General features: G+C 68.3%; 21 protein-coding genes and 1 rRNA gene. 19 read left to right on the forward strand and 3 right to left on the reverse strand.

The features are described from left to right. Nucleotides 1–35: 35 nt before the first annotated feature. From rrf to recN, 7 genes are all read left to right on the forward strand, one after another. A 5S ribosomal RNA gene (rrf, locus tag EXE63_RS27680) occupies nt 36–148 on the forward strand. A 190-nt stretch (nt 149–338) separates the two neighbouring features. After that, nucleotides 339–1,220, forward strand: coding sequence for a tetratricopeptide repeat protein (locus EXE63_RS27685; RefSeq protein WP_168144586.1), 882 nt, complete (start codon nt 339–341; stop codon nt 1,218–1,220). A gap of 1 nt (nt 1,221) precedes the next feature. After that, on the forward strand, nt 1,222–2,217 hold the full coding sequence (locus tag EXE63_RS27690; protein ID WP_168144587.1) for an HAD-IIA family hydrolase: 996 nt from the start codon (nt 1,222–1,224) through the stop codon (nt 2,215–2,217). Nucleotides 2,218–2,243: 26 nt separating this feature from the next. Then, nucleotides 2,244–2,435 carry a hypothetical protein gene (locus tag EXE63_RS27695; protein WP_105362608.1) on the forward strand — a complete coding sequence of 64 codons (192 nt, stop codon included), beginning with the start codon at nt 2,244–2,246 and terminating at the stop codon, nt 2,433–2,435. Nucleotides 2,436–2,439: 4 nt separating this feature from the next. Beyond that, on the forward strand, nt 2,440–3,246 hold the full coding sequence (locus EXE63_RS27700; RefSeq protein WP_168144588.1) for a TlyA family RNA methyltransferase: 807 nt from the start codon (nt 2,440–2,442) through the stop codon (nt 3,244–3,246). Then, complete coding sequence (locus tag EXE63_RS27705; RefSeq protein WP_168144589.1) at nt 3,243–4,166, forward strand: NAD kinase; 924 nt, start codon at nt 3,243–3,245, stop codon at nt 4,164–4,166. Before EXE63_RS27700 ends, EXE63_RS27705 begins: the two co-directional genes overlap by 4 nt. Next, on the forward strand, nt 4,166–5,917 hold the full coding sequence (gene recN, locus EXE63_RS27710; protein WP_168145811.1) for a DNA repair protein RecN: 1,752 nt from the start codon (nt 4,166–4,168) through the stop codon (nt 5,915–5,917). The genes EXE63_RS27705 and recN overlap by 1 nt, the downstream gene beginning before the upstream one ends. On the opposite strand, the gene EXE63_RS27715 is transcribed toward recN, so the two are convergent. Further along, entirely contained in the window at nt 5,918–6,799 is an 882-nt protein-coding gene (locus EXE63_RS27715; RefSeq protein WP_168144590.1) for a pyridoxamine 5'-phosphate oxidase family protein, read from the reverse strand. It abuts the gene before it with no gap. An 8-nt stretch (nt 6,800–6,807) separates the two neighbouring features. Then, the gene (locus tag EXE63_RS27720; protein ID WP_168144591.1) at nt 6,808–7,269 is read right to left on the reverse strand and encodes a VOC family protein; all 462 of its coding nucleotides are present in this window, start codon (nt 7,267–7,269) and stop codon (nt 6,808–6,810) included. Between the two features lie 107 nt (nt 7,270–7,376). On the opposite strand from EXE63_RS27720, the gene EXE63_RS27725 reads away from it, so the two are divergent. The 6 genes from EXE63_RS27725 to xerD all read left to right on the forward strand — a co-directional run bounded on the left by EXE63_RS27725 (nt 7,377) and on the right by xerD (nt 13,580). Next, nucleotides 7,377–7,898 (forward strand): CGNR zinc finger domain-containing protein, encoded by a 522-nt coding sequence (locus EXE63_RS27725; protein WP_168144592.1) that lies wholly within the window; start codon nt 7,377–7,379, stop codon nt 7,896–7,898. Between the two features lie 100 nt (nt 7,899–7,998). Continuing rightward, nucleotides 7,999–9,183, forward strand: a complete 1,185-nt coding sequence (gene steA, locus EXE63_RS27730) for a putative cytokinetic ring protein SteA (RefSeq protein ID WP_168144593.1) — start codon at nt 7,999–8,001, stop codon at nt 9,181–9,183. A 42-nt stretch (nt 9,184–9,225) separates the two neighbouring features. Further along, entirely contained in the window at nt 9,226–10,158 is a 933-nt protein-coding gene (locus tag EXE63_RS27735; protein WP_168144594.1) for a copper transporter, read from the forward strand. Nucleotides 10,159–10,273: 115 nt separating this feature from the next. Continuing rightward, a complete protein-coding gene (gene pyrG, locus EXE63_RS27740; RefSeq protein WP_168144595.1) occupies nt 10,274–12,022 on the forward strand; it encodes a CTP synthase in 1,749 nt (582 codons plus the stop codon). Further along, a complete protein-coding gene (locus EXE63_RS27745) occupies nt 12,015–12,629 on the forward strand; it encodes an NUDIX domain-containing protein (RefSeq protein ID WP_168144596.1) in 615 nt (204 codons plus the stop codon). The genes pyrG and EXE63_RS27745 overlap by 8 nt, the downstream gene beginning before the upstream one ends. A 15-nt stretch (nt 12,630–12,644) precedes the next feature. After that, nucleotides 12,645–13,580, forward strand: a complete 936-nt coding sequence (xerD, locus tag EXE63_RS27750) for a site-specific tyrosine recombinase XerD (protein WP_168145812.1) — start codon at nt 12,645–12,647, stop codon at nt 13,578–13,580. On the opposite strand, the gene EXE63_RS27755 is transcribed toward xerD, so the two are convergent. Beyond that, the gene (locus EXE63_RS27755; protein ID WP_168144597.1) at nt 13,577–14,320 is read right to left on the reverse strand and encodes an O-methyltransferase; all 744 of its coding nucleotides are present in this window, start codon (nt 14,318–14,320) and stop codon (nt 13,577–13,579) included. The two genes, xerD and EXE63_RS27755, sit on opposite strands and share 4 nt — an antisense overlap. A gap of 108 nt (nt 14,321–14,428) precedes the next feature. On the opposite strand from EXE63_RS27755, the gene EXE63_RS27760 reads away from it, so the two are divergent. From EXE63_RS27760 to der, 6 genes are read left to right on the forward strand one after another with little or no spacing between them, the layout of a single operon-like run. Further along, complete coding sequence (locus EXE63_RS27760) at nt 14,429–15,289, forward strand: ParA family protein (RefSeq protein WP_210000070.1); 861 nt, start codon at nt 14,429–14,431, stop codon at nt 15,287–15,289. Next, entirely contained in the window at nt 15,286–16,110 is an 825-nt protein-coding gene (locus EXE63_RS27765; protein ID WP_168144598.1) for a segregation/condensation protein A, read from the forward strand. Before EXE63_RS27760 ends, EXE63_RS27765 begins: the two co-directional genes overlap by 4 nt. Next, nucleotides 16,107–16,841: an SMC-Scp complex subunit ScpB gene (gene scpB, locus EXE63_RS27770; RefSeq protein WP_168144599.1), complete on the forward strand. Its 735-nt coding sequence runs from the start codon at nt 16,107–16,109 to the stop codon at nt 16,839–16,841. The genes EXE63_RS27765 and scpB overlap by 4 nt, the downstream gene beginning before the upstream one ends. Before the next feature lies 1 nt (nt 16,842). Then, on the forward strand, nt 16,843–17,586 hold the full coding sequence (locus tag EXE63_RS27775; protein WP_168144600.1) for a pseudouridine synthase: 744 nt from the start codon (nt 16,843–16,845) through the stop codon (nt 17,584–17,586). Between the two features lie 11 nt (nt 17,587–17,597). Beyond that, the gene (gene cmk, locus EXE63_RS27780) at nt 17,598–18,269 is read left to right on the forward strand and encodes a (d)CMP kinase (RefSeq protein WP_436277761.1); all 672 of its coding nucleotides are present in this window, start codon (nt 17,598–17,600) and stop codon (nt 18,267–18,269) included. Further along, nucleotides 18,266–19,666 (forward strand): ribosome biogenesis GTPase Der, encoded by a 1,401-nt coding sequence (gene der, locus EXE63_RS27785; RefSeq protein ID WP_168144602.1) that lies wholly within the window; start codon nt 18,266–18,268, stop codon nt 19,664–19,666. Before cmk ends, der begins: the two co-directional genes overlap by 4 nt. Nucleotides 19,667–19,692 lie beyond the last annotated feature (26 nt).

The following is a 19,692-nucleotide window of genomic DNA, read 5'->3' on the forward strand; positions in this document are numbered from 1 at the left end:
TCGTGTGGGGGCGCCCAGAAAAGGGTGAATAAAGTTACGGCGGCCATAGCGGCAGGGAAACGCCCGGTCCCATCCCGAACCCGGAAGCTAAGCCTACCAGCGCCAATGATACTACCCAAAAGGGTGGAAAAGTAGGACACCGCCGAACACACATTAAGCCCTCGGCCCTCCAAACACCGTTTGGAGGGCCGAGGCATTTGTGCATCCGATGCAATTCACCAGCCATTTTACGATTCGAATTGAATGGCAGTAAATGGCCGATATTCAGGCAACTGTCGTGTTTCGCCGGCTCCCGGCTATCCTTTCGGAAAGACGGTTGATCAATCAGGAAGGCGACTGTGGCCGAGGACAGACAAGCCGGCAGCGGCGAACGGCCCTTCCGCCGGGCGGCGGGCGACGGTCCGCGTGCCGGCGGGAACTCCGGACACCGTTCCGGCGCCAACGGCGCTCAGCGTTCCGGAGCCGGCGGCGCGCCTCATCGAGGTGGTCGTGATCGGCCCAGCCCACCATGGTCTTCCGGGCCCAGTAGCCGGCGGGATCAGGATGGCGAAGACCGTCCGGTCGGCCCGCGCATTCCACCGGAGATCGAAGCAAAACAGCTCTCTCCCGAGATCCGCAGCGAGTTGATCACCCTGGACAAGTCCACGGCCGACGTGGTGGCACGCCACCTGGTGGCGGCCGGGGAACTCCTCGAGGAGGATCCTGCGGCCGCGCTGGAACACGCCCGCGCCGCGCGTGCCCGTTCCGGCAGGATCGCCGCGGTCCGCGAAGCCGTGGGTATCGCGGCGTACTACTGCGGTGACTGGGCGCAGGCGCTTGCCGAATTGCGTGCCGCCCGGCGGATGGGCAGCAAGTCTGCACTGCTGCCCTTGATCGCCGATTGCGAACGTGGTGTCGGACGTCCGGAAAGGGCCGTCGAGTTGGCCCGTAGCGAAGAGGCCCTGCAGCTCACCGGCGACGATGCCGATGAATTGCGCATCGTGGTGGCAGGGGCCCGATCCGATCTCGGCCAGCACGAACAGGCGCTGGCGCTACTGTCCAGCCCGCCACTGGACGCGACCCGCCTCGGGACCACCAGTGCCCGGCTGTTCTACGTCTATGCCGAGACCCTGCTCGCGCTCGGTCGCCCCGATGACGCGGTGCAGGCCTTCATCAACGCCGCCGCCGTCGACGTAGAGGGTGTCACCGACGCCGAAGAACGTCTCACCGAGCTGACCTGAGATGGGCACACTGGCGCGGGAGCATGATTGTCTGCTCCTGGATCTCGACGGCACGGTGTTCCGCGGCCACGAACCCACCACCGGAGCGGTGGACAGTTTGGCGACGCTGGACGCCCGCACGCTCTACGTCACCAACAATGCTTCCCGGTCGGCCGCCGAGGTCGCCGGGCATCTCCAGGAGCTCGGCTTCAGCGCCCGAGCCGATGACGTCGTCACCAGCGCGCAGAGCGCCGCCCGCTTGCTGGCGAGCCAATTGCCTGCCGGCGCCGCCGTGCTGGTCGTCGGCACCGACTCGCTGGCCGCCGAGATCGTCGCCGTCGGCCTGAAGCCGGTCCGCGCGTTCGAGGAGAGTCCCGTCGGTGTCGTCCAGGGCCACAACCCCGAGACCGCCTGGCCGATCCTGTCCGAGGCTGCGCTGGCCATCCGTGCCGGTGCGGTGTGGGTCGCCGCCAATGTCGACCGCACGCTGCCGTCGGAACGCGGGTTGCTGCCGGGCAACGGCTCCATGGTCGCTGCGCTGCGTACCGCCACCGACGCCGAACCTCAGGTCGCCGGGAAACCGGCCCCCACCCTGATGAACGACGCGCTGGCCCGCGGCGATTTCCGGACACCTCTGGTCATCGGGGATCGCCTCGATACCGATATCGAGGGAGCCAACGCTGCGGGGCTGCCCAGCCTGATGGTGCTCACCGGGGTGAACAACGCCGCCGATATGGTGCACGCCGCGTCCGGCAGCCGGCCCGATTTCGTGTCCGAGGATCTGCGCGCCCTGCACACCGATGCCGAGGTCCTGCGGATCGCCCCGCACCCGGCCTGGCAGACCCAGACCAGCGGTTCGACGCTCACCGTGCGGGCGACCGGAGCCGATGCCGGTGATCCGCTGAGCGTCGTGCGTGCCACCGCGCACGCAGCGTGGGCCGGCGGTGGCAGCGTCACCGTCGCAGCCGGCGATGACACCGCGCGCGCTGCACTGCAGCGCTGGTCGCTGCTGACCTGACCGCATCGGCTAGCGTGATCAGCGATATGAGTACCGATCCTGAGCAGATCCGCACCCAGATTGCGGCACTGTTGGCAGACCTGCCGGATATCGAATCCGGGGGGCTGGAGGACTCCGAAATCGACGCCGTCGCAGCGCGCCTGGAAGAGGCGCATGACCTACTGGTCCGCGCCCTGGAATCGGTGGAGGGCCGGGGCGACGCGATCCGGGGGCACTGACCCGATGACGCGACGAGCGCGGGTGGATGCCGAGTTGGTGCGGCGTGGGCTGGCCAGGTCCCGGCAGCAGGCCGCCGAACTGATCGGCGCGGGCCGGGTCCGCATCGATGGCATGCCGGCGGCCAAGCCGGCCACCGCGGTATCGGTGGACGCCCATCTCACCGTCGCAGCCGACGAACGCACCTGGGTATCGCGAGGTGCGCACAAACTGATCGGTGCGCTCGATGCCTTCGGTGTGCCCGTCCAGGGCCGCCGCTGCCTGGATGCGGGCGCATCGACCGGCGGATTCACCGAGGTGCTGTTGGACCGTGGTGCCGCCGAGATCGTGGCCGCCGACGTCGGCTACGGACAGCTCGCCTGGTCACTGCGCTCCGATGAGCGGGTGGACGTGCTGGAACGCACAAATGTCCGGACTCTCACACCCGATGCGATCGGCGGCCCGGTCGACCTGGTGGTCGCCGACCTGTCCTTCATCTCGCTGGCCACCGTGCTGCCCGCGCTGACTGCGTGCTGCAGCCGTGACGCCGACATCGTTCCGATGGTCAAACCACAGTTCGAGGTCGGCAAGGACCGGGTCGGTGCCGGTGGCGTCGTCTCGGATCCCGCGCTGCGCGCCGAGGCGGTCCTGGCCGTCGCACACCGTGCCGCCGAATTGCAGTGGCACACAGTCGCTGTCACTGCAAGCCCATTGCCGGGGCCGTCCGGCAATGTGGAGTTCTTCCTGCGGTTCCGGGCCGAAGCCGACGAACCTCTCGTCGGTGAGAGCCTGGAAGACGCTGTTGCTCGTGCCATTGACGAAGGGCCACAATGACATCCGAACGATCCGTGCTGGTCGTCGTGCATACCGGGCGTGACGAGGCCACCGAGACCGCCCGCCGGGTGGAGAAGGTGCTGGGCGAACACGGGATCGGCCTGCGGGTGCTGACCGCGGAAGCCGTCGACCGAGGTTCGCTGCACCTGGCACCGGACGAGATCCGGGCGCTCGGTGTGGACATCGAGGTCGTCGACGCCGACGAACGGGCCGCCGAAGGCTGTGAGCTGGTGCTTGCTCTCGGTGGCGACGGCACCTTCCTGCGGGCTGCCGAACTTGCCCGCAACGCCGAGATTCCGGTGCTCGGGCTCAATCTCGGTCGCATCGGCTTTCTCGCCGAAGCGGAGACCGAGGCCCTCGACGACGTTCTCGACCATGTCATCGCCCGCGACTACCTGGTCGAGAAGCGGATGACCCTCGACATCGTGGTTCGCGCGGGCGGCACCATCCTGGACCACGGCTGGGCGCTCAACGAGGCCAGCCTGGAAAAGGGCCCGCGGCTCGGCGTGCTGGGCGTGGTGCTGGAGGTCGACGGCCGACCGGTGTCCTCGTTCGGGTGCGACGGTGTGCTGGTCTCGACGCCGACGGGTTCCACGGCGTACGCATTCTCGGCGGGCGGACCGATCCTGTGGCCGGATCTGGAGGCGATCCTGGTGGTGCCCAACAACGCTCATGCGCTGTTTGCGCGGCCGATGGTGACCAGCCCGAACGCGTCCATCGCCATCGAGATCGAGGCCGGCGGCAATGACGCGGTGGCCTTCTGTGACGGCCGGCGCAAGATGATCGTGCCGGCCGGCGCACGCCTGGAGGTGACACGCTGTGAGACGTCGCTGAAATGGGTGCGGCTGGACAGCGCGCCGTTCACCGACCGGCTGGTTCGGAAGTTCCGGCTGCCCGTCACCGGATGGCGTGGCCAGTAGTGCTTTCCGAGATACGTATCGAATCGCTGGGCGCGATCAGTTCGGCGACGGCCGAGTTCGATCGCGGCCTGACCGTGTTGACCGGCGAGACCGGCGCAGGCAAGACGATGGTGGTCACTGGCCTGCACCTGCTGGGCGGAGCACGGGCCGACGCCAGCCGGGTGCGTACCGGTGCCGATCGGGCCGTGGTGGAAGGACGTTTCGCCACCGTTGATCTCGGTGCCGATGTCACCGGTCGCATCGACGAGATCCTGGAGTCCTCAGGCGCAGACCGCGACGATGACGACAGCGTCATCGCGGCGCGATCGGTCAGCCGTGACGGGCCGTCGCGGGCCTACCTCGGCGGGCGCAGCGTGCCGGCGAAATCGCTGAGCGGGTTCACCAATGAGCTGCTGGCCCTGCACGGACAGAACGATCAGCTGCGGCTGATGCGCCCCGATGAGCAGCGCGGCGCGCTGGACCGGTTCGCCGATGTGAGCACACCGCTACGCAAGTACCGGGCGCTGCGCGAGGAATGGCTGACCGCGCGCCGCGACCTGATCGACCGTACCCAGCGGGCCCGCGAACTCGCGCTCGAGGCGGACCGGCTGAGCTTCGGGCTCAACGAGATCGACACCGTGGACCCGGCGCCGGGTGAGGACGATGCCCTTGTCGCCGATATCCGTCGGCTCTCCGAACTCGACGCACTGCGCGAATCCGCCGCCGGGGCACGGGCCGCGTTGGCGGGCCCGCCCGATGACGACGGCACCGATGCGGCGTCCGCGGCGGCCAATGTCGCCTCGGCCAGGGCCGCCCTGGAGGGCACCGATGACGGCGTCTTGCAGGCGTTGGGCGAGCGACTGGCCGAAGCGGTCGCCGTGATCGCCGATGTGTCGACCGAGCTCGGTGGATTCCTCTCCGAACTGCCCAGCGATGCCAGCACGTTGGAAGGCAAGCTGGCGCGCCAGAGTGAGCTGCGCGGACTGACCCGCAAGTACGGTGCCGATATCGACGCGGTGCTGGCGTGGGCGAGAGAATCCCGGGACCGGCTGTCGCAGCTCGACGTCTCGGAGGAGGCGCTGGCGGGATTGCAACAGCGTGTCGATGACCTGCAGGCCAAGGTGGTCGCCGCGGCCGCCGATCTGACCAAGGCGCGCACCAAGGCGGCCAAGGGGCTGTCCAAGGCGGTGACCGCAGAATTGGCCGGTCTGGCGATGACCGGGGCCGACTTCGGTATCTCGTTGGCGCCGTTGGCTGCCCGTGCCGACGACTCGGCGCCGATCACGCTGGCCGGTGGCGTGGCGGCGCACGCCGGTCAGCACGGGGTGGACGCGGTCGAGTTCGGGTTCGCCGCGCATCGTGGCACCGAGCTGCTGCCGCTGGCCAAAAGTGCCTCCGGCGGTGAGCTCTCGCGCGTCATGCTGGCCCTCGAGGTCGTGCTGTCAGCGTCGGCGGAGGGCACCACGATGGTGTTCGACGAGGTCGACGCCGGAGTCGGTGGCCGTGCCGCGGTGCAGATCGGTCGCCGGTTGGCGCGGCTGGCCCGCACCCATCAGGTCATCGTCGTCACCCATTTGCCGCAGGTGGCCGCCTACGCCGATACCCATCTCGTGGTGGAGAGCGGCCCGAAATCCAGCCGCGTCGTCCGTCTGCAGGACGAGGACCGGGTGGCCGAACTCGCCAGGATGCTGGCCGGGCTCGGCGACACCGACAGCGGCCGGGCCCATGCGCGTGAGCTGTGGGAGTCCGCCCAGCGCGACCGCGCCGAGTGATCAGGCCGGGTTGGCGGGCGACAGTTCCGCGCTGCTCCAGCGCAGCGGGCTGACACCGGTCAGTTCGAGAACCTCGTCGACGGTGAATTCGATGGAACACTGTGCATCCGGTTCGCTCTGCCAGATGATCTCGGCGGTGCCGGTCAGCTGCAGCGTGGTCCCGGTGTCCCAGTCCGGGATCAGCAGCCCGGCCCGCGGGTTGGCACTGATATTGCCCAGCGTCATGAACATCGAGTTGCCCCGGTAGTCCGGCCACCGCAGCCGGGTGGGTGAAAGCACCTGGAGGAAGCCCGGATTGCCGCCCCGGTGCGAGGCGTCGGTGTTGCCCTCGGTATCCGCGGACCCGATGAAGAAGGTGTCGGCCGCCGCGATGATCTGCTGGGCGCGCGCGTCGAGGGCGTCGCCGTGGTGCCGCACGTGCCTGTCGGGCGCGCTCACCACACCCTCGATATGCCTGCGGGAGATGTATTTCGGGCAGTTCGAGTACACCTGATCGGGCTGGATCAGCAGTCCGGCGCCGGTCGGGACGGCGACACCGTTGACCCGCATGCGGCGCCGGGTCTGCGGCTGCACGGCGATCATGCCGACCCGGTGGGTTTGTCCGGTCAGCACCTCGCGCAGGGGATCGCCGGTGACGGGCAACGCATCGACGGCGATCTGCTCATCGGTGACGTGCACGAAACCGGGCGGGCCGGTGACCAGGCCGGTCCATATCCGGTCGGCGTCGTCGGCCGCGGCGAGCACGACCATCGGTTGATCGGCCAGGAATTCGGCGGCGGCGTCCGGGATCTCGTCGCGGACCATCCGGCTCAGCCGTGCCGCGATGTCGCTCTGGCCCAGTCTGCGCTGCACCGCCAGCTCGCCGGGGTGATAGACGGTCATGGCGCGCCTCAGAAGAATCCGCAGGTGGGTGATTCGCCGTTGGGGGCCGGCTCGGCCTCGGCGCCGCGTGGTGCGAAGACCTCGAGCCGGATCCCGTCGGGGTCGGTGAAGAAGATGCCACCCGACGACGCGCCCTCACCGTGCGCCACCACACCGTCATGAGCGAAGGTCACGCCGAGCTCCTTGAGTGCGGACTCCACGGTTCGGACCTGCTCGATGGTGTCGACCTGGAAGGACAGGTGGTGCAGGCCCGGGGTGCTGCTGGAGAACTCTCCGTCGCTCTGCTGCCACAACGTCAAACGCAGGTCGCCGTCGATGCCCAGGAAGGCGAAGCGGCGGTCACCCTCGTTGTGGATCGCGAGCTGTTCGAAACCCAGTGCCCGCCGGTAGAAGTCCACCGATCGGGTGAGTTCGGTGACGTTGAGGCCGACGTGGCCGGGGGCGAGCTGTGGGGCGGTGGGTGTACTCATCCTGATCCTCCATGTAACCGGTGTAATTTATTTCAGAGGTTAGGACGATTCGCGACCGGTGTCAACCAGCTAAATCTATTTCGGTGGTTAGTGCGCTACGCTGGGGTATGGCTGATCCGCGCCCGCATGTCGGGGAACCTCTCGCGCTGGATCTGCTGAACACGGTGTGGATGTCCGCCGACGGGCCGCAGGACCTGCTCGAGGACGTGCCCGGCCTGCGTATTTGGCTGTTGGCCAACGGTCTCGACGAGCGCTGCCCGGCCGACGAGAAGACCCGTGCCGCACTGGTACGCGCCCGGGACGCGGTACTGCGGGCGGTCGCCGACAACGACATCGATGAGCTGAACGCGGTGCTCGACCAGGGGCGGGTTCGTCGCATCCTCGCCGAGACCGGTCCGCGCGAGGAGCCCGATGTCGCGCGGGCGGAGTGGCTGCCCGGCTGGCTGGCCGCCGACGATCTGTTGCGGCTGCTGGCGGTGGCTCCGGGTCGGATCAAGCAATGCGCCCACGAGCACTGCGTGCTCTGGTTCCACGACACCTCCAAGAACGGCACCCGGCGGTGGCATTCGATGACCACATGCGGCAACCGCGCCAAGGCCGCACGGCACTACGCGGCGAAGCGCGATTGAGATCGCGATGATGTTGCAGATGTGACAAAAGAAAACTTGTGGGGCTGGTGTTACGGCGCGCCTCCACCTCAACTTGAGGGTTTATGGCCAGAATCGCCGCATGAAGATGTCAGCGTTGCTATCGCGTAATGCCAGCTCAAAGCCGGGCGTCATCGGTACTGCCCGCGTTGACCGCGACATTGATCGATTGCTCCGGCGCATCGGGCCCGGCGATATCGTCGTCCTGGACGCACAGGACCTCGACCGCATCACCGCGGACGCCCTGGTGGAGGCCGAGGTCGCCGGTGTGGTCAACGCCTCACCGTCCATCTCGGGCCGCTATCCCAACCTCGGTCCCGAGGTGCTGGTGGCCAACGGCATCGTGCTCATCGACGAGGCGGGCCCGGAGGTCTTCAAGAAGATCAAGGACGGCGCCCGCATCCGGCTCAACAACGGTGGCGTCTACGCCGGTGACCGCCGGATCGGGCTCGGTACCGAGCGCACCGACCTGGAGATCCACGAGCTCATGGTGGAAGCCAAGAGCGGACTCGTCGCGCACCTGGAAGCCTTCGCCGGCAACACCATCGAGTTCATCCGCAGCGAGAGCCCGCTGCTGATCGACGGGATGGGCATCCCCGATATCGATGTCGACATGGACCGCAGGCACGTCGTCGTGGTCGCCGAGGGGCCCGCCGCCGCCGATGACCTGAAGGCGCTCAAGCCGTTCATCAAGGAGTATCAGCCCGTTCTGGTCGGTGTCGGTGCCGGCGCCGATCTACTCCGCAAGGCCGGTTACCGGCCCGCGCTGATCGTGGGCGACCCCAGCTCGATCAGCACCGACGCGCTGCGCTGCGGAGCGCAGGTCGTACTGCCCGCCGACGCCGACGGTCACGCCCCGGGCCTGGAGCGCATCCAGGATCTCGGTGTCGGAGCGATGACCTTCCCGGCCGCCGGGTCGGCCGCCGACCTCGCGCTGCTGCTGTGCCACCACCACGGCGCCTCGCTGATCGTCACCGCAGGCCACAGCGCCACCATCGAAGAATTCTTCGACCGCTCCCGTCAGCAGAGCAACCCGTCGACGTTCCTGACCCGGCTCAAGGTCGGCGAGAAACTCGTCGACGCCAAGGCCGTGGCCACGCTGTACCGCAGCCGGGTCTCGGCCGGCGCGATCGCCCTGCTGGTGCTGGCGATGCTGATCGCGGTGATCGTTGCACTGTGGGTGACCCAGGTCGACGCCACCGTGATCGACTGGGTCGTCGACTACTGGAACCGCTTCCTGCTCTGGGCGCAGGGCCTGGTGTCCTAGATCCTGCGGCATCCTCGCTGAATCCTCCCGAAGGGTGGCATCATGATTTCGCTGCGCACGCATGCCATTTCGTTGGCCGCGGTCTTTCTCGCCCTGGCCATCGGTGTGGTGTTGGGCTCGGGGCTGTTCTCCGACACAGTGCTGTCCGGGCTGCGCAGCGACAAGGCCGACCTGCGCACCGAGATCGAGACGCTGACCGACGAGAAAAACGAACTCAACGAAAAGCTCAGCGCGGCGGGGGAGTTCGATGAGATCGTGGCGCCCCGCATCCTGCGCGACACCCTGCGGGGCAAGTCGGTGGTGATCTTCAGGACCCCCGACGCCGCCGACGACGACGTGGACGCCATGGTGCGGCTGGTCGGGCAGGGCGGCGCCACCACCACCGGAGTCATCGCCCTGACCCCGCAGTTCGTCGACGCGAACTCCTCGGAAAAGCTGCTGTCGGTGGTCAATTCACCGATCGTGCCGGTGGGCCGTCAGCTCAGCACCACATCGGTGGACCAGGGCTCCCAAGCCGGTGACCTGCTCGGGATCGCGCTGTTGCGGGGCAAAGAGCAGGCCGTCCCCGAGGACCAGCGTGAGACCGTGCTGGCGACGCTGCGCGACACCGGTTTCATCGCCTACGACGCGCAGGGCATCGACGCCGCGGACACCGCCGTCATCGTCACCGGAGGCTCGCTCGGCGATGACGCCGGCAACCGGGGGACCACGGTGGCACGATTCGCCGCCGGCCTGGCCCCGCACGGCGGCGGCGTCGTGCTCGCCGGGCGCGACGGGTCGGCCACCGGGACCGCCGCCGTCGCGGTGACCCGTTCGGATGCCGGGCTGTCCGCAGCGGTCAGCACCGTCGACGATGTGGACCTGGTATCGGGACGCATCACCACCGCCCTGGCGCTGAGCGATCTGCTGCGTGGCGGCCAGCCCGGCCGCTACGGCATCGGGCAGGGTGCGAACTCCGTCACCGTCCCGCAGTAAACAGCCCCGGCGCGTCAGGCGCGGCTTGTCGGCGCTGGTGTTAAGGTGAGATTCCGTGGGTCGCAGGCCCTGAGTTGATGCAAATCAACTCGCCCCATCGCCACGGAGGTTGCACTTGCCCGGTCAAGCGAAGTTACGCAAGCACCCGCAGACCGCGACCAAACACCTCTTCGTCAGCGGTGGTGTCGCGTCCTCACTCGGGAAAGGCCTGACGGCCAGTAGCCTCGGCCAGTTGCTCACCGCCCGCGGGTTGCAGGTGACGATGCAGAAGCTCGACCCCTACCTCAATGTCGATCCCGGCACCATGAACCCGTTCCAGCACGGTGAGGTGTTCGTCACCGAAGACGGCGCGGAGACCGACCTCGACGTCGGCCACTACGAGCGCTTCCTGGACCGGAACCTGTCCGGGTCCGCCAACGTGACCACCGGTCAGGTGTACTCCTCGGTGATCGCCAAGGAACGCCGCGGCGAGTACCTCGGCGACACCGTCCAGGTGATCCCGCACATCACCGACGAGATCAAGAGCCGCATCCTGGCGATGGCCGAGCCGGACGCCCAGGGCAACCGGCCCGATGTGGTGATCACCGAGATCGGCGGCACCGTCGGCGATATCGAATCGCTGCCGTTCCTGGAGGCCGCCCGGCAGGTCCGCCACGAGGTGGGCCGCGACAACGTGTTCTTCCTGCACGTCTCGCTGGTGCCGTACCTGGCGCCCTCCGGTGAGCTCAAGACCAAACCCACCCAGCATTCGGTGGCCGCCCTGCGCAGCATCGGTATCGCACCCGACGCGCTGATCCTGCGATGCGACCGCGACGTGCCCGAGGGCCTGAAGAACAAGATCGCGCTGATGTGTGACGTCGACATCGACGGGGTCATCTCCACCCCGGACGCGCCGTCGATCTACGACATCCCCAAGGTGCTGCACCGCGAGGAACTCGATGCCTACGTCGTGCGCAAGCTCAACCTGCCCTTCCGCGACGTCGACTGGACGCAGTGGAACGACCTGCTCCAGCGCGTGCACGAACCCCAGGAGACCGTCCGGATCGCGTTGGTGGGCAAGTACATCGACCTCTCCGATGCGTATCTGTCGGTGGCCGAGGCGCTGCGCGCCGGCGGGTTCGCCCATCGCGCCAAGGTCGACATCCGGTGGATCGCCTCCGACGACTGCGAGACCGATGCCGGTGCGATCGCCGCGCTGGAGGATGTGCACGGCGTGCTCATCCCCGGGGGCTTCGGTATCCGCGGCATCGACGGCAAGATCGGCGCCATCCGCTACGCCCGCAAGCGGGGTGTGCCGGTGCTCGGACTGTGCCTGGGTCTGCAGTGCATCGTCATCGAGGCGGCGCGCTCGGTGGGGCTGACCGAGGCCAGCTCCGCCGAGTTCGATCCCGACACCCCGGACCCGGTGATCGCCACCATGGCCGATCAGCTCGACGCCGTCGCCGGCGAGGCCGACCTGGGTGGCACCATGCGCCTGGGCGCCTACCCGGCGGTGCTGGAGCCGGGATCGATTGTGGCGCAGGCCTACGACGCCACCGAGGTCTCCGAACGGCATCGGCACCGCTACGAGGTCAACAACACCTACCGGGACCGGATCGCCGAGAGCGGATTGAAGTTCTCTGGCACCTCACCGGATGGGCACCTGGTCGAATTCGTCGAGTACGGCGCCGATGTGCATCCGTTCCTGGTGGGCACCCAGGCGCACCCCGAGCTCAAGAGCCGCCCGACCCGTCCGCATCCGTTGTTCGCCGCCTTCATCGGCGCGGCGCTGGACTACAAGGCCGGCGAGCTGCTCCCGCTGGAGCAACTGTCGCGCTCCAACGGCGCCGAGGTCGAGGAAGCCGAACCGGCCCACCGTGGCTGAACACGATTTCGTCACCGAGTCCAGCGAGACCGTCTACGCCGGAAAGATCATCGCCCTTCGCCTCGATGAGGTGCAGATGCCCCACGGCGTGGTGGCCCGGCGCGAGGTGGTCGAGCATTTCGGTGCGGTCGCCGTCGTCGCCCTCGACGACGACGATCGGGTGGCCATGGTCTATCAGTACCGGCACCCGGTGGGTCGCCGGCTCTGGGAGATACCGGCCGGCCTGCTCGACGTGGGTGGGGAAGCCCCGGCGCTGACCGCCGCCCGGGAACTGCACGAGGAAGCCGGCCTGGCCGCCGAGAACTGGTCGGTGCTGGCCGACATCGTGACCTCACCCGGTTTCAGCGACGAGAGCGTGCGGATCTTCCTGGCCACCGGGCTGTCGGAGATCGGGCGGCCCGAGGCCGAGCACGAGGAGGCCGACCTGAGACTGGACTGGCTGCCCCTCGCCGCGGCGGTGCAGCAGGTGCTGGCCGGTGAGATCGTCAATTCGATTGCGGTGGCCGGGATTCTGGCCGCGCACGCGGTTTCCGACCGATCCACGCTGCGGCCGGCCGACAGCCCATGGACGGATCTGCCCCACGCGTTCGCGGCCCGACAGGACTGAACCGTGACGACCGCGATGGGTGTGCTCGACGAACAGATACAGGGCTATCTGGACCACCTCACCATCGAGCGTGGCGTCGCGGCCAACACCCTGAGCTCCTACCGGCGCGACCTGCGCCGCTACGCCGACCACCTGACCGGTCGCGGCATCGCGGATCTGCGGGCGGTCGGGGAGACCGATGTCAGCGACTTCCTGATCGCGCTGCGCAAGGGCGACCCGGACAACGGCATCACCGCGCTGTCGGCGGTGTCCGCGGCGCGCACGCTCGTCGCGGTCCGCGGGCTACACCGCTTCCTCACCGCGGAGGGCATCGTCGAGGTCGACGTCGCCCGCGCCGTCAAACCCCCCACCCCGACCCGGCGGCTGCCCAAGAGCCTCACCCTCGACGAGGTCGTCTCGCTGCTGGAGGCCGCCGGTGGCGAACGCGAATCCGACGGGCCCCTGACCCTGCGCAACCGCGCGCTGCTGGAAGTCCTGTATTCGACCGGCGCCCGGATCTCCGAGGCGGTCGGCCTGGACATCGACGATGTGGACACCGAATCCCGCTCGGTGCTGCTGCGCGGCAAGGGCGGCAAGCAGCGGCTGGTGCCGATCGGCAGGCCCGCGGTCAGCGCCCTGGACACCTACCTGGTGCGCGGGCGCCCCGACCTGGCGCGCCGTGGCAAGGGCAGCCCGGGCATTTTCCTCAACGCCCGCGGTGGCCGGCTGTCCCGGCAGAGCGCGTGGCAAGTGCTGCAGGATTCCGCGGAGGCGGCGGGGATCGCCTCGGCGGTCTCACCACACACCATGCGGCACTCGTTCGCCACCCATCTGCTCGACGGCGGCGCCGATGTGCGCGTCGTGCAGGAACTGTTGGGGCACGCCTCGGTGACCACCACGCAGATCTACACGCTGGTGACCGTCAGCGCGCTCCGCGAGGTGTGGGCCGGGGCGCACCCGCGGGCCCGTTAACCGCCCAGGTAATCGGACTCCAGTACCAGATCGGGCAGCAGCGTCTGGTACTCGGCGTGTGTCTTGTGCTCGACGGTCCGCCACGAGGCGCCCTGGTGTTCCTTCATGTACGCGCGGTACTTGGGGGCGCCGGGGATCCCGACGTTGTCGGCGACGACCACGGCGCCGGTACGCAACCACCCCCGGGACAGGATGGCCTGCAGATCGCTCAGGTAGGCGTCCTTGTCATGGTCGAGGAACAGAAAGTCCAGCTCCCCGGGCGCGAAGCCCAGCGCGTCCAGGGTGGCGCCGCCGTCGCCGATGGTGCCGACGACACAGCTGACCCGGTCGGCGACGCCGGCGTGGGCCCAGATCCGGCGGGCCACCTCGGCGTTGGCCGCCGACAGTTCCACCGAGAACACCTGTGCCTGCGGGGCGGCGCGGGCGATGCGCAGCGCGCCGTATCCGCAGTAGGTGCCCAGCTCCAGCGCAGTCGAGGGCGACGCCCGCCGGACCGCGTCGTCGAGCAGCAGGCCCTTCTCGTCGCCGACGTTGATCAGATAGGAGTGCTCGTAGGCGAAGCGGTCGATGGCGGCGATGACGTCGTCGACGTCCCCGGCGCGGGCCCGGGTCTCCACGAAGTCCGCGGCGGCCGCTTCCCGGCCGTCGCCGATCTGACCCGTGGTGGTGATGTTGCGGGCGCCCCAGGCCAGCCGGAGGAACGACCAGCGCAGGAACGGCAGCCGTCTGGTCAGGCTCATACCTGCGACATTAGCCAGCGGGTCTGCAGTACGGGACTGTTATCCACAGCTAGACTCTGCTGCGATGTTCGCCATGGATGAGGGCCACCCGATCTGCGTGGCTGCAGCGTGAGCGAAGACGAGTCGGCCCCGGAGATCGGCCTCACCGGCCGCCCGCCCCGCGACATTCCCGAGCCCCGCCCACGCAGCGTGCACGGGCCCGCGAAGGTCATCGCCATGTGCAATCAGAAGGGTGGCGTCGGCAAGACCACCTCGACGATCAACCTGGGCGCCAGCCTGGCCGAATACGGTCGCCGGGTGCTGCTGGTCGACCTGGACCCGCAGGGCGCGCTGTCCGCGGGACTCGGGGTGCCGCACTACGAACTCGACCACACCGTGCACAACCTGCTGATCGAGCCGCGGGTGTCCATCGAACAGGTGATCATCAACACCCGGGTCCCCGGGCTGGATTTGGTGCCCAGCAATATCGACCTGTCGGCCGCAGAGATCCAGCTGGTCAACGAGGTGGGCCGCGAACAGTCGCTGGCCCGTGCGCTGTACCCGGTGCTCGACCGCTACGACTACGTGCTCATCGACTGCCAGCCGTCGCTCGGCCTGCTCACCGTGAACGGGCTGGCCTGCTCCGACGGCGTGATCATCCCGACCGAGTGCGAGTACTTCTCGCTGCGCGGGCTGGCGCTGCTCACCGACACCGTCGAGAAGGTGAAGGACCGGCTCAACCCCAAGCTGGAGATCAGCGGCATCCTGGTCACCCGGTTCGACCATCGGACCGTCAACGCCCGCGAGGTGATGGCCCGGGTGGTCGAGCGGTTCGGCGATCTGGTGTTCGACACCGTCATCACCCGCACCGTGCGATTCCCGGAAACCAGCGTGGCCGGTGAGCCGATCACCAGTTGGGCGCCGAAATCGACTGGGGCACTGGCATATCGCGCCTTGGCCCGCGAGGTGATCGCCCGGTTCGGGTCGTGACGGAGGCGGCTGCTCCCGACGCTCCGGAGGCCGCCCAGGGTTTCCAGGTCCGGCTGAGCAACTTCGAGGGCCCGTTCGATCTGCTGCTGCAGCTGATCTTCGGCCACCGCCTCGATGTCACCGAGGTCGCGCTGCACCAGGTGACCGACGAGTTCATCGCCTACACCAAGGAGATCGGCCGCCAGCTCGAGCTCGACGAGACGACGGCGTTCCTGGTGATTGCCGCCACACTCCTGGACCTCAAGGCCGCCCGGCTGCTGCCGGCCGGCGAGGTGCACGACGAGGAAGATCTCGCCCTGCTGGAGGTGCGCGATCTGTTGTTCGCGCGGCTGCTGCAGTACCGCGCTTTCAAGCACGTCGCCGAGATGTTCGCCGAACTGGAGGCCGCCGCGCTGCGCAGCTACCCGCGCGCAGTCTCCCTGGAACCGCAGTTCGAGGAGCTGTTACCCGAGGTCATGCTGGGTGTGGACGCCGACCGGTTCGCTCAGATCGCCGCGACGGCGTTCACCCCGCGACCGGTCCCGACGGTGCGCCTGGACCATCTGCACATCCAGCCGGTCTCGGTGCCCGAGCAGGCCAAACGGCTGATGGGGTTGCTGGAGACCCGGGGCGTGGGGCAGTGGGCGTCGTTCTCGGAGCTGGTGGCGGACTGCGAGGGGTCGATGGAGATCGTCGGCCGCTTCCTGGCGCTGTTGGAGCTGTACCGGGCCAGGGCGGTAGCATTCGAGCAAGTAGAACCGCTTGGTGTGCTCCAGGTTTCGTGGACCGGAGATCGGCCAACCAACGAACACCTCGCAGCCGCCGTGGAAGAAGACCAATGACCAACGATGTGACCGATACCGAAACGGGCGTCGACCCGGCCCCGGGCTCGGACGCCGAGTTGATCGCCGACGAGACCCCGGAGCCGACGGCCGAGGCTCTCGATGACGCCGAGTTCCGCTCGGTCATCGAGGCGCTGCTGCTGGTGGTGGACACCCCGGTGACGGTCGAGGCGCTGGCCTCGGCCACCGCCAACACCGAGGATCGGGTGGCGGCCACGCTCGCCGAACTGGCCGCCGAGCTGACCGAGCGGGGCAGTGGTATCGATCTGCGCGAGGCCGGTGGCGGCTGGCGGATGTACACCCGGGCCCGCTACGCCCCGTACGTGGAGCGGCTGTTGCTCGACGGTTCGCGGTCCAAACTGACCCGTGCCGCGCTGGAGACACTGGCGGTGGTGGCCTACCGGCAGCCCGTCACCCGCGCCCGGGTCAGCGCGGTGCGCGGCGTGAACGTCGACGCCGTGGTGCGCACCCTGGTGGCCCGCGGTCTGATCACCGAAGCGGGTAACGACTCCGACAGTGGCGCCGTCACTTTCGCCACCACCGAGCTGTTCCTGGAACGGCTCGGACTGTCCTCGTTGGCAGATCTACCCGATATCGCGCCCCTGCTGCCCGATGTCGATGTCATCGATGACCTGAGTGAAAACCTCAGTGCCGAACCGCGTTTCGCGAAGCTCGACGGTTCGGCTGCTGTACCCGGCAAGCAGTCGGGTTTCGATGTGGACAAGGATTGACATGGTCGAGCAGGATGGTGTTCGGTTACAGAAAGTGCTGTCGCAGGCGGGAATTGCCTCCCGCCGGGTGGCTGAACGGATGATCCTCGACGGCCGCGTCGAGGTGGACGGCCGCATCGTCACCGAGCTGGGCACCCGGGTGGACACCGAGAACTCGGAGATCCGGGTGGACGGCAGCAAGGTGCAGCTCGACGACACCCTGGTGTATCTCGCGATCAACAAGGAACGCGGCATGCACTCGACGATGTCGGATGACCGGGGCCGGCCCTGCGTCGGTGATCTGGTGGAGCACCGGGTGCGTGGGAACAAGAACCTGTTCCACGTGGGGCGCCTGGACGCCGAGACCGAGGGACTGCTGATCCTGACCAACGACGGCGAGCTGGCCCATCGCCTGATGCACCCGTCCTACGAGGTGCCCAAGACCTATCTGGCCACCGTCGTCGGCTCGGTACCGCGCGGGCTCGGCAAGAAACTGCGCGCCGGGGTGGAACTGGACGACGGGCCGATCGCGCTCGACGACTTCGCGGTCGTGGACACCCTGCCCGGCAAGTCGATGGTGAGAGTGACGCTGCACGAGGGCCGCAAGCGCCTGGTGCGACGGCTGCTGGCCTCGGTGGGTTTTCCGGTCGAGAGTCTGGTGCGCACCAGCATCGGTGCTGTCGAGCTGGGTGATACCCGGCCCGGCAATATCCGGGTGCTGACCCGCAAGGAAATCGGCGATTTGTACCAGGCGGTGGGAATGTGAGTGACGTGCTGATGATCGCCCTGGACGGGCCGGCCGGAACCGGAAAGTCCTCGGTGTCACGCGGTTTGGCGCGCACCCTGGGGCTGCGCTACCTGAACACGGGGGCCATGTACCGGGTCGTCACGCTCGCGGTGCTGCGCGCCGGGGTGGACGTCACCGATGCGCAGCGGGTCGCCGATATCGCCGCCGATGTCGACCTGGCCGTCGGGTACGACCCCGACGAGGACCGGGCTTTTCTTGCCGGCGAAGATGTTTCGTTCGAGATCCGCGGTGACGAGGTCACCGGCGGGGTGTCGGCGGTTTCCGCGGTGCCCGCGGTGCGGGCCCGGCTGGTGCAGCTGCAGCGCGAGCTGGCAGCCGGTGATGGCGGGGTGGTGGTCGAGGGCCGCGATATCGGCACCGTGGTGCTGCCGGATGCCGACGTGAAGATCTTCCTGACGGCGTCGGCGGAGGTGCGTGCGCAGCGGCGCCACGCGCAGAACATCGCGAACGGTATCGAGGACTCCTACGAGGCCGTGCTCGCCGACGTGAAGCGCCGTGACCATCTCGATTCCACCCGCGCGGTATCGCCGCTGCGGGCCGCGCAGGACGCGGTGATCGTGGACACCAGCGAAATGAACGAGGCACAGGTGATTGATCACCTCCAAGAGCTGGTACAGCAGCGGGCCGGAGCGCACCGATGAGCGAAGACGGCACCTGGTACGACGAAAGTGACTGGGCAGAAGGATCATTCGAGGACGACGGTGCCGAGGAGGATTTTGCTCCACCGCCGGTGCTGGCCGTGGTGGGACGCCCCAACGTCGGTAAGTCCACGCTGGTCAACCGGATCCTGGGCCGCCGTGAGGCCGTCGTCCAGGACATCCCCGGAGTGACTCGCGACCGGGTCTCCTATGACGCGCAGTATCTGGGCCGCCGGTTCGTGGTCCAGGACACCGGGGGCTGGGAACCCGACGCGAAGGGCCTGCAGCAGAAGGTGGCCGAGCAGGCGTCGATCGCGATGCAGACCGCCGACGCCATCGTCATGGTCGTCGACGCCATCACCGGCGCGACCTCGGCCGACGAGGCCGCGGCCAAACGCCTGCAGCGCGCCGGGAAGCCGGTGTTCTTGGCGGCCAACAAGGTTGACAACGAGCGCGGTGAATCCGACGCGGCCGCACTGTGGTCGCTGGGACTGGGGCAGCCGTACCCGATCAGCGCCATGCACGGCCGCGGTGTCGCCGACCTGCTGGACAGCGTGCTGGAGAAGTTGCCCGAGGCCTCCGAGGTCGCGGGCGGTCCCGGCGGTCCGCGACGCGTCGCGCTGGTGGGTAAACCCAACGTGGGCAAGAGCTCACTGCTGAACCGGCTGTCCGGTGACGAACGTTCGGTGGTGCACGATGTCGCGGGCACCACGGTGGATCCGGTCGACTCGCTGATCGAGTTGGGCGGCAAGCCTTGGCGTTTCATCGACACCGCCGGGCTGCGGCGCAAGGTGGGCCAGGCCAGCGGGCACGAGTTCTACGCCTCGGTGCGCACCCACAGCGCCATCGACGCCGCCGAGGTGGTGGTCGTGCTGATCGACGGCTCGCAGCCGCTCACCGAGCAGGACCAGCGGGTGCTGACCATGGTGATCGAGGCCGGGCGTGCACTGGTGCTGGCGTTCAACAAGTGGGATCTGGTCGACGAGGACCGGCGCTATCTGTTGGACAAGGAGATCGACCGGGAGCTGGCGCAGGTGCAGTGGGCGCCGCGGGTCAACATCTCGGCCACAACCGGTCGTGCCGTGCAGAAGCTGGTGCCCGCACTTGAGGCCTCGTTGCGGTCCTGGGATGCCCGCATCCCGACCGGGCGGCTGAACACGTTCTTCAAGGAGATCGTCGCGGCGACCCCGCCGCCGGTGCGCGGAGGTAAGCAGCCGCGCATCCTGTTCGCCACCCAGGCGGCCTCGCGCCCACCGACATTCGTGTTGTTCACCAGTGGCTTCCTGGAGGCCGGTTACCGCCGGTTCCTGGAGCGCAAGCTGCGTGAGACCTTCGGATTCGAGGGCAGCCCGATCCGCATCAATGTCCGGGTCCGGGAGAAGCGCTCCGCCCGGAAGTAGCACCCACCGCTTGAGTAGGGTGGCCA

The sequence above is a fragment of the Mycolicibacterium frederiksbergense genome, from assembly GCF_012223425.1.
Taxonomy (GTDB): Bacteria; Actinomycetota; Actinomycetes; order Mycobacteriales; family Mycobacteriaceae; genus Mycobacterium; species Mycobacterium frederiksbergense.